Annotated in this window: 25 protein-coding genes; all 25 read left to right on the top strand. The window is 68.1% G+C overall.

All coding sequences use genetic code 11. The annotated features are described in order from the left end of the window. The first annotated feature begins 14 nt into the window (after nucleotides 1-14). The 25 genes from AB4Y98_RS09120 (at nucleotide 15) to AB4Y98_RS09000 (ending at nucleotide 25,933) form a co-directional block, all read left to right on the top strand. The gene (locus AB4Y98_RS09120; RefSeq protein WP_442244211.1) at nucleotides 15-1,313 is read left to right on the top strand and encodes an ABC transporter permease; all 1,299 of its coding nucleotides are present in this window, start codon (nucleotides 15-17) and stop codon (nucleotides 1,311-1,313) included. A 1-nt stretch (nucleotide 1,314) separates the two neighbouring features. Then, nucleotides 1,315-2,514 (top strand): ABC transporter permease, encoded by a 1,200-nt coding sequence (locus AB4Y98_RS09115; RefSeq protein ID WP_442244210.1) that lies wholly within the window; start codon nucleotides 1,315-1,317, stop codon nucleotides 2,512-2,514. Nucleotides 2,515-2,643: 129 nt separating this feature from the next. Then, on the top strand, nucleotides 2,644-4,041 hold the full coding sequence (locus AB4Y98_RS09110; RefSeq protein ID WP_442244209.1) for a cytochrome ubiquinol oxidase subunit I: 1,398 nt from the start codon (nucleotides 2,644-2,646) through the stop codon (nucleotides 4,039-4,041). Nucleotide 4,042: 1 nt separating this feature from the next. Continuing rightward, a complete protein-coding gene (gene cydB, locus AB4Y98_RS09105; protein ID WP_025878022.1) occupies nucleotides 4,043-5,056 on the top strand; it encodes a cytochrome d ubiquinol oxidase subunit II in 1,014 nt (337 codons plus the stop codon). A gap of 229 nt (nucleotides 5,057-5,285) precedes the next feature. After that, entirely contained in the window at nucleotides 5,286-6,032 is a 747-nt protein-coding gene (locus AB4Y98_RS09100) for a beta-ketoacyl synthase chain length factor (protein WP_442244208.1), read from the top strand. Continuing rightward, the gene (locus AB4Y98_RS09095; protein WP_442244207.1) at nucleotides 6,025-6,822 is read left to right on the top strand and encodes a lysophospholipid acyltransferase family protein; all 798 of its coding nucleotides are present in this window, start codon (nucleotides 6,025-6,027) and stop codon (nucleotides 6,820-6,822) included. The genes AB4Y98_RS09100 and AB4Y98_RS09095 overlap by 8 nt, the downstream gene beginning before the upstream one ends. Next, a complete protein-coding gene (locus AB4Y98_RS09090) occupies nucleotides 6,809-7,066 on the top strand; it encodes a phosphopantetheine-binding protein (protein WP_005411610.1) in 258 nt (85 codons plus the stop codon). Before AB4Y98_RS09095 ends, AB4Y98_RS09090 begins: the two co-directional genes overlap by 14 nt. A 16-nt stretch (nucleotides 7,067-7,082) precedes the next feature. Then, on the top strand, nucleotides 7,083-7,340 hold the full coding sequence (locus tag AB4Y98_RS09085; protein WP_025878014.1) for an acyl carrier protein: 258 nt from the start codon (nucleotides 7,083-7,085) through the stop codon (nucleotides 7,338-7,340). Between the two features lie 22 nt (nucleotides 7,341-7,362). Beyond that, nucleotides 7,363-7,914 (top strand): hypothetical protein, encoded by a 552-nt coding sequence (locus AB4Y98_RS09080; RefSeq protein ID WP_089238175.1) that lies wholly within the window; start codon nucleotides 7,363-7,365, stop codon nucleotides 7,912-7,914. Further along, a complete protein-coding gene (locus tag AB4Y98_RS09075; protein WP_394197004.1) occupies nucleotides 7,907-9,595 on the top strand; it encodes an AMP-binding protein in 1,689 nt (562 codons plus the stop codon). The genes AB4Y98_RS09080 and AB4Y98_RS09075 overlap by 8 nt, the downstream gene beginning before the upstream one ends. Further along, nucleotides 9,585-10,355: a glycosyltransferase family 2 protein gene (locus AB4Y98_RS09070; RefSeq protein WP_442244206.1), complete on the top strand. Its 771-nt coding sequence runs from the start codon at nucleotides 9,585-9,587 to the stop codon at nucleotides 10,353-10,355. Before AB4Y98_RS09075 ends, AB4Y98_RS09070 begins: the two co-directional genes overlap by 11 nt. Before the next feature lies 1 nt (nucleotide 10,356). Then, nucleotides 10,357-11,298 (top strand): LpxL/LpxP family acyltransferase, encoded by a 942-nt coding sequence (locus AB4Y98_RS09065; RefSeq protein WP_442244205.1) that lies wholly within the window; start codon nucleotides 10,357-10,359, stop codon nucleotides 11,296-11,298. Then, a complete protein-coding gene (locus tag AB4Y98_RS09060) occupies nucleotides 11,288-12,838 on the top strand; it encodes an HAL/PAL/TAL family ammonia-lyase (protein WP_280884364.1) in 1,551 nt (516 codons plus the stop codon). Before AB4Y98_RS09065 ends, AB4Y98_RS09060 begins: the two co-directional genes overlap by 11 nt. After that, nucleotides 12,825-13,256: an acyl-CoA thioesterase gene (locus AB4Y98_RS09055; protein ID WP_025878003.1), complete on the top strand. Its 432-nt coding sequence runs from the start codon at nucleotides 12,825-12,827 to the stop codon at nucleotides 13,254-13,256. Before AB4Y98_RS09060 ends, AB4Y98_RS09055 begins: the two co-directional genes overlap by 14 nt. Next, complete coding sequence (locus AB4Y98_RS09050) at nucleotides 13,253-13,882, top strand: outer membrane lipoprotein carrier protein LolA (RefSeq protein ID WP_099785846.1); 630 nt, start codon at nucleotides 13,253-13,255, stop codon at nucleotides 13,880-13,882. The genes AB4Y98_RS09055 and AB4Y98_RS09050 overlap by 4 nt, the downstream gene beginning before the upstream one ends. Beyond that, nucleotides 13,875-16,220, top strand: coding sequence for an MMPL family transporter (locus tag AB4Y98_RS09045; protein WP_442244204.1), 2,346 nt, complete (start codon nucleotides 13,875-13,877; stop codon nucleotides 16,218-16,220). Before AB4Y98_RS09050 ends, AB4Y98_RS09045 begins: the two co-directional genes overlap by 8 nt. A gap of 62 nt (nucleotides 16,221-16,282) precedes the next feature. Beyond that, complete coding sequence (locus tag AB4Y98_RS09040; RefSeq protein WP_312788168.1) at nucleotides 16,283-17,557, top strand: NAD(P)/FAD-dependent oxidoreductase; 1,275 nt, start codon at nucleotides 16,283-16,285, stop codon at nucleotides 17,555-17,557. After that, on the top strand, nucleotides 17,545-18,099 hold the full coding sequence (locus AB4Y98_RS09035; protein WP_442244203.1) for a DUF3261 domain-containing protein: 555 nt from the start codon (nucleotides 17,545-17,547) through the stop codon (nucleotides 18,097-18,099). The genes AB4Y98_RS09040 and AB4Y98_RS09035 overlap by 13 nt, the downstream gene beginning before the upstream one ends. Then, on the top strand, nucleotides 18,096-19,283 hold the full coding sequence (locus tag AB4Y98_RS09030; protein ID WP_099844121.1) for a beta-ketoacyl-[acyl-carrier-protein] synthase family protein: 1,188 nt from the start codon (nucleotides 18,096-18,098) through the stop codon (nucleotides 19,281-19,283). Before AB4Y98_RS09035 ends, AB4Y98_RS09030 begins: the two co-directional genes overlap by 4 nt. Further along, nucleotides 19,280-19,738, top strand: a complete 459-nt coding sequence (locus AB4Y98_RS09025; RefSeq protein ID WP_442244202.1) for an ApeP family dehydratase — start codon at nucleotides 19,280-19,282, stop codon at nucleotides 19,736-19,738. Before AB4Y98_RS09030 ends, AB4Y98_RS09025 begins: the two co-directional genes overlap by 4 nt. Beyond that, on the top strand, nucleotides 19,735-20,466 hold the full coding sequence (locus tag AB4Y98_RS09020; RefSeq protein ID WP_191077616.1) for a 3-ketoacyl-ACP reductase FabG2: 732 nt from the start codon (nucleotides 19,735-19,737) through the stop codon (nucleotides 20,464-20,466). Before AB4Y98_RS09025 ends, AB4Y98_RS09020 begins: the two co-directional genes overlap by 4 nt. Next, the gene (locus tag AB4Y98_RS09015; RefSeq protein ID WP_025877989.1) at nucleotides 20,466-21,704 is read left to right on the top strand and encodes a beta-ketoacyl-ACP synthase; all 1,239 of its coding nucleotides are present in this window, start codon (nucleotides 20,466-20,468) and stop codon (nucleotides 21,702-21,704) included. The genes AB4Y98_RS09020 and AB4Y98_RS09015 overlap by 1 nt, the downstream gene beginning before the upstream one ends. A gap of 37 nt (nucleotides 21,705-21,741) precedes the next feature. After that, nucleotides 21,742-22,182 carry a hypothetical protein gene (locus tag AB4Y98_RS09010; protein ID WP_025877987.1) on the top strand — a complete coding sequence of 147 codons (441 nt, stop codon included), beginning with the start codon at nucleotides 21,742-21,744 and terminating at the stop codon, nucleotides 22,180-22,182. Between the two features lie 159 nt (nucleotides 22,183-22,341). Beyond that, on the top strand, nucleotides 22,342-22,602 hold the full coding sequence (locus AB4Y98_RS09005) for a YcgL domain-containing protein (protein WP_442244201.1): 261 nt from the start codon (nucleotides 22,342-22,344) through the stop codon (nucleotides 22,600-22,602). Then, a complete protein-coding gene (locus AB4Y98_RS09000; protein WP_442244200.1) occupies nucleotides 22,595-25,933 on the top strand; it encodes an ankyrin repeat domain-containing protein in 3,339 nt (1,112 codons plus the stop codon). The genes AB4Y98_RS09005 and AB4Y98_RS09000 overlap by 8 nt, the downstream gene beginning before the upstream one ends. Nucleotides 25,934-26,108 lie beyond the last annotated feature (175 nt).

The following is a 26,108-nucleotide window of genomic DNA, read 5'->3' as shown; positions in this document are numbered from 1 at the left end:
TCCATGGAGGACTCGTGGATTTCTACTACCTTTCTCTTGCGCTGAAACGATTCAGGCAGCGCATCGGTGTCCATATGGCCATCGCTCTCATGCTCGGTGTAGGCGTGGGAACCGCAATGGTGATGCTGTCCATTGTTCTCCAGGCATCATCAGATCCGGCTCCCGGTCGTAGTGAGTCGCTTTTCCGCCCGCACCTGGACAGCCGGCCGAGCGTTCAGCGAGCAGGAGCCCCCGATTCCGGTCAAGCGCTGACCTGGCCTGATGCCAAAGCACTTCTGCACCAGGGCAAGGCGTGGTCGCAGGCTGCCATGGCGGGCGGCGCCGTGACGCTTCTGAAGCCCGGACAATTCAGCGCCAGACTCCGTGCCAGATACGCAACGCCGGAGATCTTCAACGTGCTCGGGATCACCATCGTCCAAGGGCGCCCATGGACGGCGGAGGAAGGGCAGTCTGGCAGTCGGGTCGCTGTGCTGTCGCACGCGCTGGCGGCAGTCGAGTGCCCGAAGGGATGCATCGGGCATCAGCTGGAACTGAGCAGGCGCAATTACATGGTCATCGGCGTTGCGGAGAACTGGCATCCAGTGCCGATGTTCCAAGGGGATGTGACGCGCCGTCCCTTCGTGGCGCCCGACCAGATCTATCTGCCCATTGAAACTGCCATCGCGGACGAGTTGACCGTGGTCGATGGCATGACGGTCTGGGGTGGAGGAGAGGGGGTGGATCTCGCGGGGCCTCAGGTTTCCTGGCTGCAGTTGTGGGCCTGGTTGCCCACACCGGACGATGTAGCTGGGTACAGCGCGATGCTGCGCGGATATGCACACACGAAGGGTCTGCAGACCCATCCGGACACCGATCAGGTCGGTCTTTGGCCGCTGGTGAAATGGCTGGACCGGCAAGGGCTCGTACCCGACCGCACCCAGATGCAGCTTCGGCTGTCGCTGCTCCTGCTCGTGGTCTGCATTGTCAATGCCGCAGCGCTGCTCGGCTTCAGCCTGGGGGCACGTCGCCGGGAGCTTGCAATACGTCGTGCGCTGGGTGCTCGGCGGCGGGATGTACTTGCCCAGCTCATGTGGGAATGCGCCTGGTCTGGATTGGCCAGTGCGGCCCTGGCCGCTACCGCGTACGTGACGGGCATGCTGTTGGTCGCTGCGGCCGATGTGCTTCCGTCCGCGATAACCACATGGGATGCAAGGGCAGTTTTGATGTCCGCCGGTCTCGGGTTTGCAACAGCGCTGCTCTGTGCACTCATTCCAGCGCTGGATATCTGCCGGAGCAATTCACTATCGCGGATGTTCGCAAAGGGAGCTGCCTGAGATGCTGGATTCGATGCGAGAGGTCCGGAACCAGGCAGGTCGTGCGGCGCTGCTGTTCGTGCAGGCGGCGCTTGCCAGTCTGGCGTGCACGGTTGCCCTGCAATCCGCCGTAGGCGGTCTTTCAAAGCTGAACATGAACAGCATTCCAGATGCAGGATCGATTGGCGTCATCCGCGTCTCGGACGTCGAAGGAGGCGTGGAGCCGTCGATGGTGCGATCCGACCTGTCTGCGATCCAGCTTCCCGGCGTCCGGCAGACCGTGGCAAGCGACTCGGTCCCGTTCGGGGGCAGAGCCCATCACTACGGCGCCTGCATCAGCGATGCGGCCATGGCGCATTCCATGGCCGCAGGTACGAGTAACGTGGCAGGCTGCGATCGTATTGCCGTGATAACTGCCAGCCCGGGTCTGTTGACGATGCTGGGCGCGGGTATCGTTCTGGGACGCAGCCCGACGGAGCATGAAACTGCCGATGCAGCCGATGTGGTGCTGATCAGTGAGGCGCTTGCCACCCATCTTTTCGGGGCAAAGAACGCAGTTGGACGTCGGCTGCACTTCGGACCCGGGAGCAGCAGGGTCGTTGTGGGCGTGTTTTCGTCTGTCGTTGGACCCGCACCGGGAGGAAATGATCGGGATTCACAGTGGGCGTTGTTTCCCGGTTTTCCATCAGGCGCGAACCGGTACTACCTTACGAAGTCCGATCTGGACGTTGACCGCGTGTTGCTTGACCGCGCCGTCGAAGCGCTACGGCGCTCCTATCGCATCGTGAACCCGGCAGGCGTTGATACCTTGGCGGGATACCGCGATGCATACGTTCGCGCGGACCGCTTCACGACAGCCATGCTGGCCTTCATGGCCGTGGTGGTCCTGGGTGTGCTGATGGCGGGAGTGTCCGGGGTGGTCGGCGCATGGCTTGATCGAAGAAGACGCTCCATCGGCATCCGACGCACGCTGGGTGCTCGTGGGTCCGTAATCTTTTCCGAGATCATCTTCGAAGTCAGTGTTTTCACCACTCCCGGCGCCTTGCTGGGGGCACTTTCGCTTCATCTCGTATGGTCGCCACAGGACGGCATGTGGATGTCGTCGTGGCTGAGCGGGATGATCGCCGTTGCGCTGGTGATGACGGCAAGCCTTGCCGCGCTGATTCCCAGGGCACTGCGTACTGTTCGGGAGGCGCCCCTGGCGCTCTTGAAGCCCCTTTAGCCCATTCATCCCAGAACCCGCCTCCACCTGCGACAAAGTGAAGCAGCGCGTCACCCGGTCGCATCCCACCTTAACTAAATCCTCCTAAAGTGGTCCGGTATCCCACCCGTACCCGGCAGGAGGCGTCCCTTGGACGCGTTGTTGTTGTCGCGGATCCAGTTCGGATTCGTCATCAGTTTCCACGTACTGTTCCCGGCCTTCACCATCGGCACGGCCAGCTGGCTGGCCTTCATCGAATGGCGCTGGCTACGAACCAAGCTGCCGGTATGGCGCGAGCTGTATTTCTTCTGGCAGAAGATCTTCGCGGTGTCGTTCGGCATGGGGGTGGTCAGCGGCATCGTCATGGCTTTCCAGTTCGGCACCAACTGGCCGCGGCTGAGCGAAGTGGCCGGCACGGTCATCGGCCCGCTGCTGACCTATGAGGTGCTGACCGCGTTCTTCCTGGAAGCCAGCTTCCTCGGCGTGATGATGTTCGGTTGGGGCCGGGTCTCGCCGCGCCTGCATTTCTTCTCCACCTGCATGGTGGCGCTGGGCACGCTGTTCTCCACGTTCTGGATCCTGTCGTCCAACAGCTGGCTGCATACGCCGGCCGGCTACGAGATGGTCAACGGCATCGTGCATCCGGTGGACTGGTGGCAGGTGGTATTCAATCCGTCGTTCCCCTATCGCCTGGCGCACATGGCGCTGGGCTCGTTCATCACCACCTGCTTTGTGATCGGTGGCGTGGGCGCGTGGTACCTGCGCAAGGGCACGCACGTGGAAGCGGGTCGGCGCATGCTGATCGCGGCGGTGGCGTTCGCCGCGCTGACCGTGCCGGTGCAGATCTTCGTCGGCGACATGCACGGCCTGAACACGCTCAAGCACCAGCCGATGAAGATCGCGGCGATGGAAGCGCACTGGCATGAGACCAAGGAGGGCGAGGGCGTGCCGCTGGTGGTGTTCGCACTGCCCAACGAGAAGGAAGAGCGCAACGATTTCGAGGTGGCCATTCCCAAGCTCGGCAGCGTGATCCTCACCCATACCCTGGACGGTACGTTCGATCCGCTGACGTCGGTGCCGGCCAGCGAGCGGCCGCCGGTGACGCCGGTGTTCTTTGCTTTCCGCATCATGGTCGGGCTGGGCACGCTGATGCTGGTGCTGGCCTGGGTCTCGGCCATCCAGCTGTGGCGGAAGAAGCTGCTGGATTCGCCGTGGCTGCTGCGCGGCTGGAACTGGATGCTGCCCAGTGGCTTCATCGCATTGATATCGGGCTGGTTCGTTACCGAGATGGGACGGCAGCCGTGGGTCGTCTACGGTGTGCTGCGCACCGCCGATGCGGTGGGCCCGCAGAGTGCATGGATGACCGCGCTGTCGCTGGGTGTCTATGTGGTCGGCTATGCCTTCGTGTTCGGCTGGGGCATCTGGTACCTGGTGAAGATCCTGCGCCACGGCCCGCAGCCGTACGACGAAGGCCCGTCGCTGGACCATGGCAGCCACACCCCGGCGCGGCCGCTGTCGGCCGCCGACGAACCGCTGGAGGAGCGCTGACATGGACCTGATGACCTGGTTGCCGGTGGCCTGGTTCGCGGTGATCGGCTTTGGCGTGCTGATGTATGTGGTGCTGGACGGCTTCGTGCTCGGCATCGGCATCCTCGCCCCGTTCGCCGAGGACGAGGAACAGCTGGACCTGATGATGAACACCGCCGCGCCGATCTGGGACGGCAACGAGACCTGGCTGGTGCTCGGCGGCGCTGGCCTGATGGCCGCCTTCCCGAAGGCGTATGCCGTACTGCTGTCGGCGCTGTACCTGCCGGTGCTGCTGCTGGTGGTGGCGCTGGTGTTCCGTGGCGTGGCCTTCGAGTTCCGCTTCAAGGCGCACCGTTCACGGCGGCTGTGGAGCGTGGCGTTCGGCCTCGGTTCGCTGCTGGCCACGTTCGCCCAGGGCGTGATCCTCGGCACGCTGGTGCAGGGCCTGCCGCTGGTCGATGGCGTGTACCAGGGCGGGGCGTTCGGCTGGTTCAGCCCGTTCGCGATGCTGACCGGTGCCGCGCTGGTAGCCGGCTACGCACTGCTGGGCAGCACCTGGCTGATCCTGAAGACCGAAGGCCGCGTGCAGGCGCTGGCCCGGCAGATGACCCGCCCGCTGGTGGTGGCGGTGATCGCGGCAATGGGCCTGGTCAGCAGCTGGCTGCCGTTCCTGCAGTCGCGGCTGATGGACCGCTGGTTCAGCGACGGCAACTTCTGGTGGCTTTCGCCGGTGCCGCTGCTGACCTTGGCGGTGGCCATCGCGCTGTGGCGCAGCGCCACCCATCCGCGTCGCGACCTGCCGCCGTTCCTGCTCAGCCTGGCCTTGTTCGTGCTTGGCTTCGCTGGCCTGGTGCTGGGTATGTGGCCGTACCTGCTGCCGCCGTCGATGACGCTGTGGCAGGCCGCCGCGCCGGCCTCGTCGCTGGGCTTCACCCTGGTGGGGCTGGTCGTGCTGCTGCCGGTGATCCTGGGCTACACGGCATGGTCCTACCGGGTGTTCCGCGGCAAGGTACGCGCCGACGCCGGCTACCACTGAACCGGCTCGCTGGATCGGTCCATGCGGGGGGCGGTCGCTGACCGCTCCCCGTTGTGCTTTGTGAAACATGTCATCCCTGTGTCGGACGTGCTAGCGTGCGCTCCTTTCCGGCAGCCAGGGGGGCAGCCGGCGACGTCCTGGACGGATGCATGGCTGCAGGAATGGGGGGCAGCCGCGTGTCGCCGTAATGGCTCGAGACTCTCGTTCGCCCATCGAAACATCACCGGTAATGATCGAATTTTCCGTTGTCGACTGGGCCGCCTGGGCGCCTGGCCTGACCGAGCGTAGCCAATGGATGGGCTGGGCCGGAGCACCGTTCCTGCCGCAGGGTGAGGACACGCCGGCGCTGGCCGAGATTCCGGCCATGCAGCGCCGCCGGATCGAGCGCCTGGGCCGCATGGCGATCCAGGCCGCGTGCTGGTGCGAGGACGGGCAGGGCGCTGACAGCCAGGTGCCGCTGGTGTTCGCCAGCCGCCATGGCGATGTCGCCCGTTCGATGGACCTGCTGGGCTCGCTGGTGGACGATCAGCCGCTGTCACCCACCGGCTTCGGCCTGTCGGTGCACAACGCGATCGCCGCGCTGTATTCGATCGCCCGCGGCCACCGGGGCAACTACCTGGCGTTGTCCGCTGGCCAGTCGACGGTGGAAGCGGCGTGCCTGGAGGCCGTCGGCCTGCTCGGTGATGGTGCCAGTGAAGTGCGGATCGTGGTCTATGAGTCCCCATTGCCCGACGTTTACGCTGAATTCGCCGACGAACCCGACCCGTTCTTCGCCTGGTGCTGGCGCCTGGCACCCGCCGGTACTGCCGGCGGCACCGATCTTTCGCTGTCCTGGCAGGTCGCCGGCGATGCCGAGCCGACCGCGCCGGGCGTGTTGCCGCATGCGCTGGACCTGCACCGCTTCCTGCTGGCCGGGGATCCGCAGCTGCAGCACCTGACCCAGGGCCAACGCTGGTCCTGGCGCCGCCGTGGCTGAGGCGCTGCGCCGCCTTGATCATGCCTGGCGGGTGTTCGGCACCGGCCTCAGCTTCGCCGCGTTTGGCGTCGGCGGTCTGTTGCTGGGCGTGCTGGTGATGCCGGTACTGCTGCTGATGCGCGACCCGCTTGCGCGTCGCCGCCGGGCCCGCCGGCTGGTCCAGCGTGCCTTCGCCAGCCATGTGTGGCTGATGTGCCGGCTGGGGGTGATGACCCTGCAGGTCGACGGGCGCGAACGCCTGCAGCGCGACGGCCTGCTGGTGCTGGCCAACCACCCGACCCTGATCGACGTGGTCTGCCTGATCGCCCTGCTGCCCAACGCTGACTGCGTGGTCAAGCGGGCGGTGGCCTGCAACCCGTTCATGCGCGGCCCGGTGCGTGCGGCGGGCTACATCTCCAATGACGACGGCGCCGGCCTGGTCGATGACTGCGCGGCGGCCGTGCATGCCGGCGGCACCCTGGTCATCTTCCCGGAAGGCACCCGCAGCGTGCCCGGACAGCCGCTGCGGCTACAGCGCGGCGCGGCCAACATCGCCGTGCGCGGGCGCTTGGACATCACCCCGGTGCGCATCACCTGCACCCCGCCGACGTTGACCAAGGGCCAGAAGTGGTATCGTGTGCCCTCACGTCGTTTTCACGTTCAGCTGCAGATCGGCGAAGATATCCCGATCGCGCCGTTCCTGGCCGAAGATGACTCGCCAAGGGGGGATGCCCTGGCGGCCCGTCGCGTCACCGACCACCTCACTCGTTATTTCGACCTGTCTGGAGATCCGACCCGTGCAAGCACTTGAGCACGAGATCAAGGAATTGATCATTTCCTCGCTTTCACTGGAGGACATCACCCCGGAGGACATCGATCCGACCGCGCCTCTGTTCGTGGAGGGCCTCGGCCTGGACTCGATCGATGCACTGGAACTGGGCCTGGCGCTGCAGAAGAAGTACGGTGTCAGCCTCTCGGCCGACTCGGAAGAAACCCGTCGCCATTTCTCCAGCGTGCGCGCGCTCGGCGAGTTCGTCGCCGCCCGCCAGTCGTAAGGCGCCAGGAACTGCCATGACCAAGAATGAATTGTTCGAGCGCATCGTCCGCATCCTGACCGACAGCTTCGAGATCGAGCCGGCGCGGATCAGCCCGGAATCGCGCCTGTACGACGACCTGGACATCGACAGCATCGATGCCGTGGACCTGATCGTGCAGCTCAAGCCGCTGCTCGGCCGCAACCTGCAGCCTGAAGCGTTCAAGGCCGTGCGCACCGTGCAGGACATCGTTGATGTTGTGCATGGCCTGCTGCCCGGTCAGGCCGCTGCCTGACAGCAGCACGGACGCCGCGACCATGGCACGGGCACGCATGGTCGTGGTGGCAGCGATTTCGCTCGCCTATCCGGTGCTGGTCTACGCGGCGATGGGCCGCTTCGAGCCGCGCTGGCTGGCGCTGCTGCTGTTTGCGCTGGCCCTGCTGCGCGCGCTGAGCACCCGGCAACCCTTGTGGTGGGCCGCTGCCGCCGGCGCGGGCCTGCTGGCCGGGCTGGCCACCGTGCTCAACCAGGCCCTGCCGCTGAAGCTGTACCCGGCGCTGGTGAACGTGGTGATGTTGACGGTGTTCGCCACCAGCCTGCGCTTCGGTCCGCCCCTGGTGGAACGCCTGGCGCGCCTGCAGGAGCCGGACCTGCCACCGTTCGCGGTGATCTATACCCGTCGTGTCACCCAGGTGTGGTGCGGCTTTTTCGTTCTCAATGGTGGTCTCGCCCTGCTCACCGCGCTGTATGCGTCGGACCGGGTCTGGATGCTCTACAACGGATTGTTGGCGTACGTGATGATGGGATTGTTGTTCGGGGGCGAATGGCTGGTACGGCGTCGGGTCAAGGCAGCGCACGCGCATGGCTGACTGGATCGCCCTGGATCGGCTGCTGACCACGGCGCAGCCCGGCCGCGACATCGGTATCTGCGATGGCGTTGCCGTCGACCACGCTGCCTTCCGCCTGCGTGTACTGGCCTGGCATGACGCTTTCAGCGCTGCCGAAGGTCGTGACTGGGCGCTCTACTTCGATGACACCGTGGCCTTCGCTGCGGCGTTGTTCGGTGCCTGGCATGCCGGCAAGCGGGTGTTCCTGGCCGCCGACAACCTGCCTGCGACATTGCAGGCGCTGCAGCCGCAGGTGAGTGGCTTCGCAGGCGACCTGTCGGCGGATTACCAGCCGTTGCAGGCCACCGACAGCGCCGCCGCCGACGTGGCGCTGCTGCCGTTGGACGAGCGCGCCTGCGAACTGTGCGTGTTCACCTCCGGCAGCACCGGCCAGCCCAGCGCGATCAGCAAGCGGCTGGACCAGCTGGCGCGCGAAGTCGATGCGCTGCAGGCTGCCTTCGGCGCCCAGCTCGACGGTGCCCAGGTACATGGCACCGTGTCCCACCAGCATATCTACGGCCTGCTGTTCCGCGTGCTGTGGCCGCTGGCTGCCGGCCGTGCGATCCAGCCCCGGCGCTTCTTCCACGAAGACCTGGTGGGCGCGCTGGCCGGTACCGACACGGTGCTGGTGGCGACCCCGGCCCATCTCAAGCGCCTGCCCGAGCAGCTCGACTGGGCCAGCCTGCACGGCCGCCTGCGTGCGGTGTTCTCCTCCGGCGGCCCGCTGCCCGAGGACGCCGCGCGTCAGGTCCGCCAGTGGTTGGGCGTGGCGCCCACCGAGGTTTACGGCAGCAGTGAAACCGGTGGCATCGCCTGGCGCCGCTGGGACACCGATGCACCGCCGTGGCAGCCGTTGCCAGGCGTGCAGTGGCGGATCGAGGAGGACTGCCTGGCGGTGGCCTCGCCGCACCTGGAGACGTTGGACTGGTGGCGCACCCAGGATCGCGTGGAAGCACTGGCCGATGGCCGTTTCCGCCTGCTGGGCCGTGCCGACCGCATCGTCAAGATCGAAGAACGCCGCGTTTCGCTGGATGCACTGGAGCGCGCGCTGCGTGAGGATCCAGAAGTCGAGGACGTGCGCGTGCTGGTGCTGCAGGGCCAGCGCGAGCAGCTGGCGGCCGTGGTGGTGCCGGCCGATCCGGCGTTGGCACGTGCCGGTGACAGCGCACGGCGTGCGCTGGGGCAGCGGCTCGGTGCGCGGTTGGCGCAGGGCCACGATGCGGTTACCCGGCCACGGCGCTGGCGCCTGGTCGAATCGCTGCCGATCAATGCCCAGGGCAAGGTCACCCAGGCCGCACTGGTGGCGCTGTTCCAGCCGATGATGCCGGTGCCGGTCTGGGACTGTCGCGACGAGGCGGCGGCCACCCTGCGGATGACGCTGGACCCCGCGCTGCGCGCGTTCCAGGGCCACTTCCCGCAGGCGGCGATCCTGCCCGGCGTCGCCCAGCTGGACTGGGCGGTGCGCTTCGGCCGCCAGGCCTTCGTGTTGCCGGTTGGTTTCCAGCGCATGGATGCAGTGAAGTTCCAGCGCGTGGCCCGCCCCGGCGACGAGCTGACCCTGCACCTGGAGTGGGACACCGGGCGCGGCGTGCTGACGTTCCGCTACACCTCGGTGCATGGCGTGCACGCCAGCGGCAGGGTGGTGTTCGCCGATGCGCATTGAGCCGGCCACCGCTGGCGGCGCGTTCGCGCCGCTGGTGGTCATTCCCGTGTACGACCACGAACACGCCATCGGCGCGGTCGTCGATGGCGTGCAGGCTGCGGGCCTGCCCTGCCTGCTGGTCGACGATGGCTCGCAGCCGTCCTGCGCGCTGGTGCTGCGGGAACTGGCACGGCGAGCGGGTGTCGACCTGCTGCGGCTGGACGCGAACCAAGGCAAGGGCGGTGCGATGCTGGCCGGTTTCGCCGAAGCGCAGCGTCGTGGGTATACCCATGTGCTGCAGATCGATGCCGACGGCCAGCACGACACCGGCGACCTGCCGCGCTTCATCGACGCCGCCCGCGCGCGGCCGGACGCCGTGATCTGCGGCATTCCCGCCTACGATGCCAGTGTGCCGAAGGCGCGCCTGTATGGTCGCTACGCCACCCACATCTGGGTGTGGATCAACACGCTGTCGCTGCACCTGCGCGACACCATGTGTGGATTCCGCGTGTATCCGCTGCCGCCGGTGCTGCGCCTGGTCGGCGAGGAAACCATCGGCCGGCGCATGGATTTCGACTCCGAAGTGATGGTGCGCCTGTACTGGCGGCAGGTACCGGTCGAACACCTGGCTACGCGGGTGACCTATCCGGCCGACGGCGTTTCGCATTTCGATGTGTGGCGCGACAACGTGCGCATCAGCCGCATGCATACCCGGCTGTTCTTCGGCATGCTCTGGCGCGCGCCGCGCCTGCTGTGGCGCCGCCTGCAGGGGCAGGGCTGAGATGAGTCACGCGCACGACGCCCCGCACTGGGCCGACATCGGCGAGTCCACGTCGGTGGCCGGCGTGCTGTTCCTGTGCTGGGTGCACCGCTGGTTCGGGCGCTGGCCGTTCCACCTCTGCGTGTGGCCGGTCGTGGCCTGCCACTGGCTGGGCAACCGCGTCGGTCGCCAGGCCTCGATGCAGTACCTGCAGCGGCTGCAGGCCCATGCCGGTGCGCTGGGCCATGCGCCCACCCGGCGCGACAGCCTGCGCCACTTCTTCAGCTTCGCCGACACGATGCTGGACAAGATTCTCGGCCTCGGCGGCCGCTATCCGCCCGAGCGAATCCGCCTGCAGCGTGACCTGGTGCTGGGCAGGATCGCGCGCCGCGAAGGCGGCCTCATCCTGACCGCACACATCGGCTGCCTGGAACTGTGCCAGGTGCTGGCCGAGCAGGTGCCGGGCTTCCGCATCACCGTGCTGGTGCATACCGCGCACGCGCAGCGCTTCAACCGGCTGTTGCAGCGGCTGGACCCGCTGGCCGCGGTGGAGCTGGTGCAGGTTACCGAGATGGGCCCGGCCACGGCGATGATGCTGGCCGACAAGGTCGCCTCGGGTGGCTTCGTCGCCATCGTTGGCGACCGCGTGCCGGTGCAGGGCGGGCGCAGCGTGATGGCTGATTTCCTCGGCCACCGCGCGCCGTTCCCGATCGGCGCCTATGCGCTGGCGGCCGCGCTCGGCTGCCCGGTCTACACGATGTCGTGCCTGCACCAGGGCGACGGCTATCGGGTGGCATTCGAACAGTTCGCCGACCGCGTGGTGCTGCCGCGCGGTTCACGCGATGCCGCACTGGCCGAACAGGCGCAGCGCTTCGCGCGCTGGCTGGAACTCCAGGTCATCCAGTCCCCGCTGGACTGGTTCAATTTCTTCCCCTTCTGGGATCAGGCTCCTCATGACGATTGACGCCGTACCCGTGTGCCGTTTCGGCGATGCACCGCTGACCATCGAAGACGTGGTCGCCCTGGCCCAGCGCAAGTGCGAGGCCGCGCTGAGCGATGTGCCGGCGTTCCGCGCACATATCCGGCGTGGTGCCGACTTCCTCGACCGCCTGCTGCGCGAGGATGGCGTCATCTATGGCGTGACCACCGGCTACGGCGATTCGTGCACCGTGAACATTCCGCCGGCACTGGTCGCCGAGCTGCCGCACCACCTGTACACCTACCATGGCTGCGGCCTGGGCCGTTACCTGGACCCGGCCGAGACCCGCGCCGTGCTGGCCGCGCGCCTGGCTTCGCTGGTGCGCGGCATGTCCGGCGTCAGCGTGCCGTTGCTGGAAGGCCTGGCCACGCTGCTGCAGCACGATGTGCTGCCGTTGATTCCGGCCGAAGGCTCGGTGGGCGCCAGTGGCGACCTGACCCCGCTGTCGTACGTGGCGGCCGTGCTGTGCGGCGAACGCGAGGTGCTGCACGACGGCCGCGTACAGCCGGCTGCCGACGTGCTGGCGAAGATCGGCATGACGCCGCTGAAGCTGCGGCCGAAGGAAGGCCTGGCGATCATGAACGGCACGGCGGTGATGACCGGCCTGGCCTGCCTGGCCTGGCAGCGCGCCGATTACCTGGCACGTATGGCCACGCGCCTGACCGCTTTCAACGTGCTGTCCAGCGATGGCAACGCGCATCACTTCGATGAAACCCTGTTCGCCGCCAAGCCGCACCCGGGGCAGTCGCGTATTGCCGCACGCCTGCGCAGCGACCTGCACAGCGAGCGCCCGCCGCGCAACGAGCAGCGCCTGCAGGACCGCTACTCGCTGCGCTGCGCGCCGCACGTGATCGGCGTGCTGGAAGACACCCTGCCGTTCCTGCGCCAGCTGATCGAAACCGAACTGAACAGCGCCAACGACAACCCGCTGATCGACGCCGACGGCGAGCGCATCCTGCACGGTGGCCACTTCTACGGCGGGCATATCGCGCTGGCGATGGACACGCTGAAGAATACGGTTGCCAACATCGCCGACCTGCTCGATCGGCAGCTGGCGCTGGTGGTCGACGCCCGCTACAACCACGGCCTGCCGGCCAACCTGTCGGCGGCCACCGGCCCGCGCGCGGCGATCAACCATGGCCTGAAGGCGCTGCAGATCAGCGTTTCGGCGTGGACGGCCGAGGCCCTGAAGCAGACCATGCCGGCCTCGGTGTTCTCACGGTCCACCGAATGCCACAACCAGGACAAGGTCAGCATGGGCACCATCGCCGCGCGCGACTGCCTGCGCGTGATCGAACTGACTGAACAGGTGGTGGCGGCCATGCTGATCGCTGCCCGCCAGGGCCTGGCGCTGCGCGAACGGGTTGGCATGAACGCGCAGCTGCATGGCAGTCTGGCCGACATGTACGCCGACTTGGGGCAGCGCATCGCCCTGGTCGAAGAAGACCGCGCGCTGGATCGCGAACTGCGGGAACTGCTGGTGGAGATCCGCGCGCAACGTTGGGAGCTGTATGTCGGTGAATGAAGGTAACGAACTGGTCGGCGAGGTCGAGCTGGCCCCTGCTTTCCACGACTGCGATCCGATGAACGTGGTCTGGCATGGCAACTACTTCAAGTACTTCGAGATCGCGCGCTGCGCGTTGCTGAAGCGCTACGACTACGACTATCCGCAGATGCTCGAATCGGGCTACCTGTGGCCGGTGGTCGATGCGCGGGTGAAGTACGTGCGGCCGCTGCTGTTCGGCCAGGCGCTGCGGGTGCGCTCGCGCATCGTCGAGTGGGAAAACCGGCTGAAGATCGAATACGAGATCCTTGATGCGGAAAGCGGCCAGGTGCTGACCCGCGCAATGACCATCCAGGTCGCGGTCGACGCGGCCAGCAAGGAAATGCTGTACCAGTGCCCGCCGGTGCTGTGGCAGCGTCTTGGAGTGCCTGCCCCGTGAACCGATCCCTTCGTCTTCCGCGCGTGCTGCTGTGCGCGCTGCTGCTGGTGGCCGCACCGCTGGTGCAGGCGGCTGATGCCGCCGTCGATGCCATCACCCAGGCCGTCGCCCGACCGGACGTGCTGCGCGGTCAGTTCACCCAGGAAAAGCAGGTCAGCGGTTTCAAGAACCCACTGCGTTCGCAGGGCCAGTTCGTGGTCGCGCGCAAGCACGGCGTGATCTGGTCCACGCTCAAGCCGTTCCCGTCGGAGGTGGTGGTCACTGCCGACCGCATCCTCAGCCGCCAGCGCGATGGCAGCACCCGCGTCGAACTGGACGCGCGCCAGCAGCCGGCGATGCGCTCGGTCAACGCGATCATGTTCGCGTTGATGAGCGGTGACGTGCAGGCACTGTCCAGCCAGTTCAACGTCGAGGCCACCCGTGAAGGGCAGGGCTGGCGCCTGAAGCTGACGCCGAAGTCGGCGATGCTGGCCAAGGCCTTCCAGTCGCTGACGTTGCAGGGCGACCGTTACGTGCGCCAGGTCGAGATCATCGAAGCCAACCAGGATCGCACCCGCATCCAGTTCACTGCGCTGAGCGAAGCGCCGGCCACGTTGAACGCCGACGAGGCGCGCCGCTTTGAGTGACAGCGCCGCACCGGATCGCCTGCGCCGCTGGTGGCACTGGCTGGGCATCGCCTGGCTGCTGCTGTTGCTGGTGCTGGGTGCGCAGCAGTGGCGACTGTGGAGCCAGGAGTCGCGGATCGACACCGACATCCTCGCCCTGCTGCCGCAGGACGCGCACGACCGCCTGCTCAGCGACGTCACCCGGCGCATTGCCGATGGCAGCTCGCGGCAGGTGGTGGTGCTGCTCGGCAGTACCGACGGTGCCGCTGCCAAGCGCGCGCAGGCCGCGTTCGCCGCGGCGATGGCCAGTGATGCCGACAGCGCGCTGCTGGTGCCCAGTGGTTCGATCGAAGGCTGGTTCGATGAGGCGCGTGCGTTCTACGCACCGTACCGCGATCGCCTGCTGACCCCGGCCCAGCGCGAGCAGTTGCAGCAGGCCGAACCCGGTGCGTTGGCCGAACAGGCACTCGGCGCGCTGTACGGCCCGATGGGCGCGCCGCGGTTGACCGAGTGGCGGCAGGATCCGCTGTCGCTGTGGCCGCAGTGGTGGCAGCAGCAGGCCCAGGGCTCCGGCCTGCGCTTGGGCGATGACGGCCTGCTCGAGGCCGAAGGCAAGCACTGGGCGGCGCTGCAGTTCGATACGCCGGGCTCGGCCTTCAGGCTCGATGGCGAGCGTCATCTCGATGGCCTGCTCGAACGCGCCGGACAGGCGGCCAAGGCCGCTGCGCCGGATCTGGAGATCCTGCATGCCGGCGTGCCGTTGCATGCCGAAGCGGCTGCCGTGCAGGCCAACCAGGAGATCAACACCATCGGCTGGGGTTCGCTGGCGGCGGTGCTGCTGCTGGTGTGGCTGGCGTTCCGCTCGCTGCGGCCGATCCTGCTGGTTGCCGCTTCGTTGCTGATCGGTTGTGGCGTGGCGCTGGCGGTGACCGTGCTGGTGTTCGACAAGGTGCATGTGCTGACCCTGGTGTTCGGTGCCTCGCTGGTCGGCGTGGCCGAGGACTACGGCATCCACTGGTTCGCTTCGCGCCAGGCCGAGCCGGCCGACCGTCGCTGGAAGCTGCTGCGGCATCTGCTGCCGGGCCTGTGGCTGGCGCTGCTGACCAGTGCGCTGGCGTACCTGGCGCTGGGCCTGGCGCCGTTCCCCGGCCTGCGGCAGATGGCGCTGTTCTCGGTGGTGGGGCTGGCCGCTGCCTTCCTCACGGTGATCTTCTGGTTCCCGTGGCTGGACGGTGGCGAGATCCGTACCACCCGCTTCGCGCAGTGGCTGGGCAACACGCTGGAGCGTTTCCCGCGCCTGCACGGGCGTCGCCCGGTGGCGATCTTCCTCGGCGTGGCCGCGCTGGTGTCGGTCATCGGCATCACCCGCCTGCAGAGCAACGACGACCTGCGCAGCCTGCAGTCGTCGCCGCCGGCGCTGATGGCCCAGCAGATCCGCCTCAGCCAGTTGCTGGGCATGCCCAGCCCGGCGCAGTTCTACCTGGTGCAGGGCAGCGATGCCGCACAACTGCTGCAGCGCGAAGAAGCGCTGACCACGCGCCTGCGTGAACTGACCCACGACAAGCGCATCGGCGGTTACCGCGCAATCAGTGACTGGTTGCCATCGCCCGCGCGGCAGCAGGCCGATGCGGCGTTGACCGCCAGGGTGGAACCCGGCGTGCTGGCCGCCGTGGGCGAAGCGGTGGGCGAGCCCCTGCAGCGCCCCTCATTCGCAGCGGCGCCGCTGAGCGCCGAGGCGTTCCTCGCCTCGCCGGCGTCGCAGCCGTTCCGCCACCTGTGGGTCGGCAACGTGGGCGGGCAGATGATCAGCGTGGTGATGGTCGATGACCTGTCGCGTGCCGATGCACTGGCCACCCTGCGCGGTGCTGCCGAAGGCCTGGACGGCGTGCGCTGGGTCGACCGTACGGCCGATTTCTCGCAGCTGCTGGGCCACTACCGCAAGCTGATGGGTGGCCTGCTGCTGGTCGGCATCGTGCTGGTGTTCGGCGCCCTGTGGCTGCGCTACCGGCGCCAGGCCTGGCGCGTATTCGCACCGACCCTGGTGGCCGGCGCGCTCACCCTTGGATTGCTCGGCCTGTTCGGCCAGCCGCTGCAGCTGTTCAACGTGCTGGCACTGATGCTGCTGCTGGGCATGGGCATCGACTACGGCATCTTCCTGATCGAGCACCGCGGCGATGCCAGTGCCTGGCTGGCGGTATGCGTGGGTGCGGCCAGCACCTGGCTGTCGTTCGGCCTGCTGGGTCTTTCGCAGACGCCGGCGCTGCGTGCGTTCGGGCTCACCCTGCTGTTCGGCATCGGCCTGGTGTGGCTGATCTCGCCGCTGTTCCGGCCGCCACCGCATGACGCTCCGCCGGCCTGACCGGGCACGCTTCATTCCGATTCCTCCGCTTTTCCACCTGATCGAGCAACAAGGACGCACCGATGACTACTGCTGTGGATGCCGCTGATTCTTCCCGCCACGAAGACGTGGAACGTACCGAGATCCTGATCATCGGCGCCGGCCCGGCCGGTTCGGTGGCCGCGGCGATGCTGCGCCAGCAGGGCCGCAAGGTGCTGATGCTGGAGCGCCAGCAGTTCCCGCGCTTCTCCATCGGCGAGAGCCTGCTGCCGCAGAGCATGGAATACATCGAAGCGGCGGGCCTGCTGCAGGACGTGGTCGAGGCGGGCTTCCAGTACAAGAACGGCGCGGCCTTCGTGCACGGGAAAGCGCGCACCGCGTTCGACTTCAGGAAGAAGTTCTCGCCGGGCTGGGGCACTACCTACCAGGTGCAGCGCGCCGACTTCGACAACGTGCTGGCGCGCGGCGCCGAGCGCATGGGCGCGACCCTGCGCTTCGGTGACGAAGTGCTGTCCGTCGAGCCGGGCGATCAGCCGCTGGTGAGCGTGCGCCGCCCCGATGGCAGCGAGTACCGCATCGAAGCCGATTTCATCCTCGACGCCTCTGGCTTCGCGCGCCTGCTGCCACGCCTGCTTGACCTGGAATCACCCTCCAACTTCCCGGTGCGCGGCGCGATCTTCTGCCACGTGCGCGACAACATCCCGGCCGAAGCGGATTTCGACCGCAACAAGATCCTGATCACCACCCATCCCGAGCACATCGACGTCTGGTACTGGACGATCCCGTTCTCCAACGGCTGCTGCTCGCTGGGCGTGGTCGCCGAGCCATCGTTCTTCGAGCGCTACGAAGGCGACGACCTGCAGAAGCTGCAGGCCATCGTCGGCGAGGATCCGAACCTGACCTCGCTGCTGGCCAATGCCGAATGGGCGGTGCTGCCGGTGCGCCGCATCACCGGCTATTCGGCCAATGTCAGCTCGCTGTGGGGCCCGGGCTATGCGCTGCTGGGCAACGCCGGTGAGTTCCTCGACCCGGTGTTCTCCTCCGGCGTCACCATCGCGTTCAAGTCGGCGCAGCTGGCCAGCGAATGCCTCAAGCGCCGCTACGCGGGCGAGACCGTGGACTGGGAAGGCGAATTCTCGATTCCGCTGCGTGCCGGTGTGAAAACGTTCCGCCGCTTCGTCGAAAGCTGGTACCAGGGCGGCTTCCAGAAGATCATCTACCACCCCGACCAGCAGCCGCAGGTGCGCGACATGATCAGTTCCATCCTGGCCGGCTACGCCTGGGATACCAACAATCCGTATGTGGCCGACGACAGCGGCCGCCGCATGCGCGTGCTGGAGGAACTGTGCAGCGCCTGATCGTCCGCCTCTCCGCGGTCCTGCTGTGCCTGCTGCTGGCCGCCTGTGCCAGCCGCATGCCGCGGCCGCTGGTCGAACTGCCGCCGCTGCGGCTGGCACCGTCCAGCCTGTCGGCGCCGTTGGCCCTGCAGCAGCAGCTGCACTTCCGCTTCGGCAGCCACGAGCGTGATCTGGATGCGCTGCTGGAAGCCGACGCACAGCAGGTGCGGCTGGCCGTGCAGGCGATGGGCCAGACCGGCGTGCGCCTGCAGTGGGACGGCCAGCAGTTGACCCAGCAGCGTGCACCGTGGCTGCCGCCACAGGTGCGTGCCGAACGCGTACTGGATGACCTGCAGTTCGCGCTGTGGCCGACGGACGCAATTGCCGCCGCGCTGCCGGCCGGCTGGCAGGTGAGCGATGACGGCCGCCAGCGCAGCCTGTCCCGCGACGGCACCGTGTGGCTGCAGCTGCAGCGCCTGGGCGATGGCAGCGTGCAGCTGGACAACCGCGCCGAGGGCTACACCCTGCGCATCGAATCGATCGACATGGCCGGCCAGGAATGAAGAGCGCTCCCATTTTCCTGAACGACCTCGGCGTGGTCTGCGCGTTGGGCGAGGGCCGCACCGCGGTGGCTGCTGCGCTGTTTGCCGATGCGCCCGGCGGCCTGAGCGACAACGCCAGCCTGCTGCCGGGTCGCACCCTCGCGCTGGGCGAAGTGCACAGCCCGCTGCCGACGCTGGAAGAACTGCCGGTGTCCCTGCGTGGCCGCAACAATGCTCTGCTGGACGTGGCACTGGCGCAGATCGCGCCGGCCGTTGCCGATGCCATCAACCGTTACGGCGCCGAGCGTGTGGCGGTGGTGCTGGGCACCAGCACCTCGGGCATCGGTGAATCCGAACAGGCGCTGCGTACCCGCGCCGAGCACGGCCATTGGCCCGAAGGCTTCGACTACGCACAGCAGGAAATGGGCACCGCCGCGCAGTTCGTGCGTGAGCGCAGCGGTGCGCTGGGCCCGGCCTGGACGCTGTCCACGGCCTGTTCGTCCAGTGCCAAGGCGTTGATGTCGGCCGCGCGCATGCTGCGCTCGGGCATCGTCGATGCGGTCATCGCCGGTGGTGCCGACTCCCTGTGCCGGTTCACCGTTGCCGGGTTCAGCGCGCTGGAATCGGTCTCCGCAGTGCGCTGCAATCCGTTCTCGCAGCATCGCTGCGGGATCAACATCGGCGAGGGCGCCGCGCTGTTCCTGCTGACCCGCGATGCAGGCCCGGTCAGCCTGGCGGGGTGGGGTGAGTCGGCCGACGCGCACCATATGTCGGCACCGGACCCGCAGGGTCTGGGTGCCATCGATGCCCTGCAGCAGGCGTTGCAGCGTGCTGGCTGGGCACCTTCGGAAGTGGATTACGTGAACCTGCATGGCACCGCGACCGGCCACAACGACGCCATGGAAAGCCACGCTGTGGCGCAGGTGCTGGGCACCGCCGTGCCGGCCAGTTCGACCAAGCCACTGACCGGCCACACGCTGGGTGCGTCCGGTGCGATCGAAGCGGCGCTGTGCTGGATCCTGCTGGCCGAGAATCCGCAGCAGCAGCTGCCGCCGCACTGGTGGGACGGCGTGGCCGATCCGGCGCTGCCGGCGTTGCCGCTGGTAGCCCCGGCGACCTTCCTGCAGCAGCTGCCGCGGCGGGTGCTGAGCAATTCGTTCGCCTTCGGCGGCAGCAATGCCGTGCTGGCACTGGAGCGCCGATGAACATGCCGCTGTATGCCATCGAAGAGGTGGTGCCGCACCGCCGGGACATGTGCCTGCTGGACCGCATCCTGCGCTGGGACCAGGACGGCATCGAGGCGGAACTGGTGGTGCCCGAGGCCGGCCTGTTCATCGAAGACGGTGCGGTCCCGGCATGGGTCGGCATCGAATACATGGCCCAGGCCATCGCTGCCTGGGCCGGCTGCCGCGCACGCACGGCCGGCAACCCGCCGCAGCTGGGCTTCCTGCTTGGCAGCCGGCGCTATACCAGCACGCGCAGCAGTTTCCCCAGTGGCACCCGCCTGCAGGTACAGGCGCGTTGCGAGCTGTTGGGCGACAATGGATTAGGGATGTTCGCCTGCCGCATCCTGGCAGGCGAAGAAGAATGGGCGGTTGCCAACGTGTCGGTGTTCGAACCGGCCGACTCGATGGCCTATCTGGAGAGTGGACAGGCATGACAGGAAATCGAAGCGTGCTGGTGACCGGCGCGAGCCGGGGCATCGGCCGGGCCATTGCGCTGCGTATCGCGCGCGATGGCTTCGACGTGGTGGTGCATTGCCGCAGCCGTGTGGAAGAAGCACAGGCAGTGGCCGACGAGATCCGCGCGCTGGGCCAGCAGGCCCGCGTGCTGGCCTTCGACGTGGCCGACCGTGCTGCCGCGCGTGCTGCGCTGGAGGCCGACGTGGAGGCACATGGCGCCTATTACGGCGTGGTGTGCAATGCCGGCATCGCCCGTGACGGCGCGTTCCCGGCATTGTCCGAGGACGACTGGGACCAGGTGATCCACACCAACCTGGACGGTTTCTACAACGTGCTGCATCCGCTGATCATGCCGATGGTGCGGCGGCGCAAGCCGGGCCGCATTGTCACCCTGTCCTCGGTGTCGGGCGTGGCCGGCAACCGTGGCCAGGTCAATTACAGTGCGGCCAAGGCCGGCATCATCGGTGCCAGCAAGGCACTGGCGCTGGAACTGGCCAGCCGCCAGATCACCGTCAACTGCGTGGCCCCGGGCCTGATCGAGACCGACATGCTCAACGAAGAAGTGGTCGAACACGCATTGAAGCTGATCCCGGCCGGCCGCGTCGGCCGTCCCGAGGAAGTGGCGGCCACGGTCGCGTTCCTGCTGTCCGAGCCGGCCGGGTACATCACCCGCCAGGTGATCTCGGTCAATGGAGGGATGATCTGATGGCCGCCGATCGTCGCGTGGTGGTCACCGGTGCCGCCGCCATCAGTCCGCTCGGCCACGACTGGCCGACCATCCAGGCCCATCTGCGCAGCTGCCGCAACGCGGTGCGTTCGATGCCGGAATGGGATGTGTATGCGGGCCTGAACACCAAGCTGGCCGCGCCCGCGCAGGACTATGAGCTGCCGCCGAACTACAACCGCAAGACCACCCGCTCGATGGGCAAGGTCGCGATCATGTCGGTGCGCGCCACCGAGGTCGCCCTGCGTGAGGCAGGCCTGTTCGAGCACCCGGTGCTGCGCAGTGGCCGCACCGGCGTGGCCTACGGCTCATCGTCGGGCAGCCACGAGGCCACCGGCGAATTCGGCCGCATGCTGCATGAGTTCACCACCGACGGCATCAGCGCCACCACCTACCTGAAGATGATGAGCCACACCGCGCCGGTCAATATCGGCGTGTTCTTCGGCTTGTCCGGCCGTGTCTACACCACCTCCAGTGCCTGTACGTCGGGCAGCCAGGGCGTGGGCGCCGGCTACGAAGCGATCCGCAGCGGCAAGCAGACGGTGATGGTGGCCGGTGGCGCCGAGCAGCTCGACGCCACTGCCGCCGCTGTGTTCGACACCCTGTTCGCCACCAGCACGCGCAACGATGCGCCGCACACCACCCCGCGCCCGTTCGATGCCGGCCGCGATGGCCTGGTGCTGGGCGAGGGCGCCTGCACGCTGATCCTGGAGGATCTGGAGCACGCGCAGGCACGTGGCGCGACCATCCTCGCTGAGATCGTGGGCTACGGCACCAACAGCGACGGCCAGCACGTCACCCAGCCCAGCGCCGATACCATGGCCCAGGCCATGCGCCTGGCGCTGGAAGACGCCGGTCTGCAGCCGGCGCAGATCGACTACGTGAACGCCCATGGCACCGCCACCGACCACGGCGACATCGCCGAGACCCAGGCCACCGCCCAGGTGTTCGGCAGCCGCGTGCCGATCAGCTCGTTGAAGAGCTACGTCGGCCACATGCTGGGCGGTTGCGGCGCGTTCGAGGCCTGGATGAGCATCGAGATGATGCGCGCCGGCTGGTTCGCGCCCACCCTGAACCTGGTCGAGGTGGACCCGCGTTGCGGCCAGCTCGACTTCATCACCGGACAAGGCCGCGAGCTGCAGGCCGAGTACGTGATGAGCAACAACTTCGCCTTCGGCGGCATCAACACCTCGCTGGTGTTCCGCCGCTGGAGCGCGTGACCCCGCTGTACCCGCACCCCAACAAGGAGACGTTCCGATGCGCCGCACCCTGCTGATCGCCACTGCCACCGCGCTGCTGGCCCTGACTTCCACCGCTTCGGCGCGCGATACCCGCGTCGAACAATCCCTGCGCGAGCTGATCAGTTCGCAGGCCGCCAAAGATGCCGGCATCGATGGCAGCGTGCGCTTCTACCTGGCCGGCCAGCCGGTCAGCGTGCAGCAGCGCCTGGGCGAAGACGTGACCAACAAGAAGACCAACGCTGCCAACAAGAGCGATGTCGAGGCCTGCAACTGGGTCGCGCTGTCGGCACTGCTGGCCCTGCAGGACGGTGCCAAGTCGCGCGGCGCCAACGCCGTGGTCGACATCGTCAGCTACTACAAGAAGAACGAGTTCAAGAGCGCGACCAACTACGAGTGCTGGGCCGGCACCTTCGTCGCCGGCGTGGCCCTGAAGGGCACCTACGCCAAGGTCAAGTAAGCGCTGCCGACCGGTGGCGCAGCCTGAACGGCGTCGCCACATTGCTGAACCTCAACGGGGAAACGCCGTCGATCGCGCCGCCATCGTCGCGTGACGGCTTTCCCCGGTGTCGGCTTTCCGACACAATCACGGCTCTTCCCGGGTTATCGTCCCGTGGACATGCACGCCTACGTCTATAAAAGCCAACTCAAGCCGGACACCTACGTCTATCTCGCCCGACGCGATGACTTCAGCGCTTTGCCTGCGCCGCTGTCGACGTCGTTGGGTTCGCTCGTCTTCGTGCTGGAAGTGACCCTGGACGCGGAGCGCCGGCTGGCCCAGGCCGACCCGGCCAAGGTGCGCAGCGAACTGACCGAGCGCGGGTTCTACCTGCAGGTGCCGCCGTCGGTGAGCAGCATGATGCTGCGCCACTATGACTGAGCTTTCCCGATCCCGCGCCCTGTCGCTGGCCTTCACCCTGGGTGCCTTGCTGGCACTGGGTTCGGCGCTGGGCGGCCTGCCCGGTGCGGTGCTGGCGGCACTGGCACAACCGGCGTTCGCATTGGGAGTCTCGTGGTGGCGGCGCAGCCGTGCGCTGCTGCCGCCGAAGGTGATCGTCCGCCAGGACCTGCCGGCGCTGCTGGCACTGTGGATCGCCGCACCGTTGCTGCTGGCCCTGTTGCTGGCCTGGCCGCTGGCCGCGCTGCGCGACAGCGGTAGCCTGGCTGCGGTGCTGGGCCTGAGCGTGCTGGTCAGCGCCGGCCTGCTGGCGGCCTGGCGCACCTGGCCGCTGTGGAATGATGTCGAGCGCCTCGATGGTGGCCTGGCCCAGCATTGGCAGGCGCTGGCCGGCCGCGACCTCAGCGCCTGGCGTGGCCTTGGCGTGGCCGCACTGGTGATGGCCCTGGCCGCACTGGTGGTACTGCCGACCTGGCCGGGCCTGCTGCCGGAAAGCGCGCGTTGGCCGTCGGCACTGGCGGTGCTGCTGCTGTCGCCGCTGCTGCACCTGCTGCTGCAGCGCATCGCACCGGCGCCGCTGGTCTCGCTGCGCGGCCCGGTTAGCGCTGAACTGCCGGTCGATCGCGAGACGTTGTTCAGCGCGGTCGCCGACACCACCCCACTGGAAGCCTTGGCGCCGCAGGAGCTGACCCCAGCCCTGTACGAAGCCGCACGCCACGGCCGCATCGACCGTGCGCTGCAACTGCTGCAGGCCGGCGCCGATCCGTATTCCCTGCCGGACCCGAACTGGCGCGACCAGCGCAGCCTGGCGGTGCTCGCCGCTGTATTGCCGGACCTGCGCCTGCTGCGCGAGCTGATCGGCCGCGGCGTCGATGTGAACGCGCCGCACCGCGGCATGACCCCGCTGCTGGCCGCGACCCGCGACAGCTGGCATGGGCGTCCGGAAGCGGTGATGACCCTGCTGGCCAACGGTGCCGATTCGCGCGCCACCGACAGCGAGGGCAACACGCCCCTGCACCACGCCGCACGCAGTTCCGACCCGGGCGTGGCCGCACTGCTGCGTGATGCGGCGGCTGAAGTCGACGCACTGAACCGTGATGGTTGGTCGCCCTTGGCGGTGGCCTGCCAGGTCGGCAACTGGCGCTTGGCGCGCTTCCTGCTGGAGCGTGGCGCGCGCAGTGAACCGGTTGACGGCACCCCGGTGCTGCTGGCCGCGGCCGCCACCGAGGACGACGATCCGGCAGGTGTGCAGCTGCTGCTCAAGCACAAGGCCCGAGCCGACGCGCGTGACCGCCAGCGCCGCAGCGCGCTGCATGAAGCCGCACTGGCCGGCCACGTGGACATCATCGGCGTGCTGCTTGCCGCCGGTGCCAACCTGGAAGCGCGCGATGCGCTGGGCCGCACCCCGTGGCTGGAAGCCGCACGCGCCGGCCGGGCCGCCGTGGTCGAGCACCTGCTGCCGCACAAACCCGACCTGGTTGCGGTCGACACCGATGGCCGCAACGCGGTGCTGCTGGCCACGATGGCCGAGGACGTTTCGCCGCTGTTGATCAAGCGCCTGCTGGAACTGGGCATCGCCGCCGACGGCAGCGATCCGGCCGGCCGGCGCGCGGTGGACTACGCCGCCGAAGCCGGTCGCTGGGCGATCGTGGCCCTGCTGGATCCGTCCTACCCGTTGCCTGCCGCCGTCAGCGATGGCCTGGCCGAGCGCGGTGAGACGGCCAGTGCCAGCGGCCTGCTGCCGGATCGCCCGCCGTTGACCCTGCTGCGCGAGGCGCTGGGGTTCGGCAATACCGATGGCATGGCCGCACTGGCCAGGCTGTGCCAGCCGGAAGAACTGGGTGGCCTGCTGCTCGATCCGGAGCTGGCACTGGAGCCGCGCGCGGTCGACTGGCTGCTCGCCCATGGTGCCGATCCGTACGTGCGTGACGCCTGTGCCGATACACCGATGTTCGCGCTGCTGTCGCGCGGTATCGATGCCGTACCGGCCCTGCAGGTGATGCTGCAGCATGGCCTGTCGCCGGCCGGCCGTGGTGGCCTGGCGCGTTTCCTGGCCGCCTGCGCGCAGCACGACCAGGCGGCGCGTGGCCTGGAACAGCTGGCGCTGGAACTGCTGGAACGCGGCGCCGATCCGTTTGCGGCCTCGCCGGCCGGTGATCCGCCGCTGTCACTGGCGGTGCGCCTGGGTTGGCTGCGCCTGCAGCAGGCCCTGCTCACCACTGGCGTGGATCGCGAAGCACGCGACAGCCATGGCATGACCGCGCTGCATCTGGCCACTGCACTGGCGCGCGAAAGCGCCTTGAAACTGCTGGTGCAGCACGGCGCCTCGCCGGAAGCGCGTGCAGCCGATGGGCAGACACCGCTGGGCGTAGCGTTGTCGATCGGTCGTCGTGATCTGGCTGATTGGCTGGACTGGCGCGTCTGGCCGCTGCCGCGCCGGACCCTGCGCGAAGGTGATCTTCCGGCCGCCGCGATGGCCGGTGATGTCGACGCCGTGCGTCGTCTGAATGATCTGGGCTTTGCCATCGACGCCGTCGATGCGCAGGGCTGCACCGCGCTGCTGCGTGCTGCCGGCGGTGGCCACCTGGCCGTGGTCGACCTGCTGCTGGCGCGCGGCGCTGATCCGCAGCATGCCGCTGCCAGTGGTGCCACGCCGTTGTCAGCGGCGGTCAGCATGCGCCAGGTCGAGATCGTCTCGGCCCTGCTCGACGCCGGTGCGCAGCTCGAACACCGCCTGCCAGGCGGGGTCACCGTGCTGATGCTGGCCTCGGCGCTGGGCCTGCCGGACATCGTGGCGCGCCTGCTCACCGCCGGTGCCGATGTGCACGCCGGCGATGCCCAGCAGCTGGCGCCGCTGCACTGCGCAGCCCTGTATGGCTTCAGTGCGCGCGACCGTTCGCGCCTGCTGGCGCTGCTCGATACCCTGCTGCTGGCTGGTGCAGAGCCGGACCAGGCCGCCGCCGGTGCGGTCACGCCGTTGCTGCTGCTGCTGGGCGCGCGCGCCGAACCGGGAACCGCCTGCGACGAGCAGGTGGTGATGGCCGCCGTCGAGCGCCTGCTGGATGAAGACGTCAGCCTGGACGTGCGCGATCCGCGCGGCTTCGGCCCGCTGCACCTGGCCGCCCTGCACGGGTTGCCGCTGCTGGTGCAGCGCCTGCTGCGCGCCGGTGCCGACCCGGAAGCACGTGACGGCTTGAACCGCAGCCCGCGCGAGATCGCGGTGATGCGCGGCTTCATCGACGTCGCCGCCGAGTTCGAGCCGCGCGTGCCGGGTGTCTCTTCGATGGCCAGGTTCCTGCGCGACAACGGCTGACCCCAAGGCGCGGCAGTGCCGGCCGCTGGCCGGCAGCTTCGCAATCCTGGCGAGGTTCATGAGGTCCGGGTGTCTCTTCGATGGCCAGGTTCCTGCGCGACAACGGCTGACCCCAAGGCGCGGCAGTGCCGGCCGCTGGCCGGCAGCTTCGCAATCCTGGCGAGGTTCATGAGGT

The organism is Stenotrophomonas sp. 2YAF26 (assembly GCF_052114625.1).
In the GTDB taxonomy this organism is placed as follows: Bacteria; Pseudomonadota; Gammaproteobacteria; order Xanthomonadales; family Xanthomonadaceae; genus Stenotrophomonas; species Stenotrophomonas indicatrix.
Note: the sequence above shows the minus strand (reverse complement) of the source record. Positions and strands in the feature narration are given on the sequence as shown.

Excerpts from the sequence above, each read along its gene's own strand:
- AB4Y98_RS09005 (WP_442244201.1), top strand. The coding sequence starts at position 22,342 with ATGCACGCCTACGTCTATAAAAGCCAACTCAAGCCGGACACCTACGTC.
- AB4Y98_RS09055 (WP_025878003.1), top strand. The coding sequence starts at position 12,825 with ATGTCGGTGAATGAAGGTAACGAACTGGTCGGCGAGGTCGAGCTGGCC.
- AB4Y98_RS09040 (WP_312788168.1), top strand. The coding sequence starts at position 16,283 with ATGACTACTGCTGTGGATGCCGCTGATTCTTCCCGCCACGAAGACGTG.
- AB4Y98_RS09070 (WP_442244206.1), top strand. The coding sequence starts at position 9,585 with ATGCGCATTGAGCCGGCCACCGCTGGCGGCGCGTTCGCGCCGCTGGTG.
- AB4Y98_RS09015 (WP_025877989.1), top strand. The coding sequence starts at position 20,466 with ATGGCCGCCGATCGTCGCGTGGTGGTCACCGGTGCCGCCGCCATCAGT.
- AB4Y98_RS09030 (WP_099844121.1), top strand. The coding sequence starts at position 18,096 with ATGAAGAGCGCTCCCATTTTCCTGAACGACCTCGGCGTGGTCTGCGCG.
- AB4Y98_RS09025 (WP_442244202.1), top strand. The coding sequence starts at position 19,280 with ATGAACATGCCGCTGTATGCCATCGAAGAGGTGGTGCCGCACCGCCGG.
- AB4Y98_RS09060 (WP_280884364.1), top strand. The coding sequence starts at position 11,288 with ATGACGATTGACGCCGTACCCGTGTGCCGTTTCGGCGATGCACCGCTG.
- AB4Y98_RS09010 (WP_025877987.1), top strand. The coding sequence starts at position 21,742 with ATGCGCCGCACCCTGCTGATCGCCACTGCCACCGCGCTGCTGGCCCTG.
- AB4Y98_RS09080 (WP_089238175.1), top strand. The coding sequence starts at position 7,363 with ATGGCACGGGCACGCATGGTCGTGGTGGCAGCGATTTCGCTCGCCTAT.
- AB4Y98_RS09115 (WP_442244210.1), top strand. The coding sequence starts at position 1,315 with ATGCTGGATTCGATGCGAGAGGTCCGGAACCAGGCAGGTCGTGCGGCG.
- AB4Y98_RS09075 (WP_394197004.1), top strand. The coding sequence starts at position 7,907 with ATGGCTGACTGGATCGCCCTGGATCGGCTGCTGACCACGGCGCAGCCC.
- AB4Y98_RS09020 (WP_191077616.1), top strand. The coding sequence starts at position 19,735 with ATGACAGGAAATCGAAGCGTGCTGGTGACCGGCGCGAGCCGGGGCATC.
- AB4Y98_RS09085 (WP_025878014.1), top strand. The coding sequence starts at position 7,083 with ATGACCAAGAATGAATTGTTCGAGCGCATCGTCCGCATCCTGACCGAC.
- AB4Y98_RS09100 (WP_442244208.1), top strand. The coding sequence starts at position 5,286 with ATGATCGAATTTTCCGTTGTCGACTGGGCCGCCTGGGCGCCTGGCCTG.
- cydB (WP_025878022.1), top strand. The coding sequence starts at position 4,043 with ATGGACCTGATGACCTGGTTGCCGGTGGCCTGGTTCGCGGTGATCGGC.
- AB4Y98_RS09000 (WP_442244200.1), top strand. The coding sequence starts at position 22,595 with ATGACTGAGCTTTCCCGATCCCGCGCCCTGTCGCTGGCCTTCACCCTG.
- AB4Y98_RS09065 (WP_442244205.1), top strand. The coding sequence starts at position 10,357 with ATGAGTCACGCGCACGACGCCCCGCACTGGGCCGACATCGGCGAGTCC.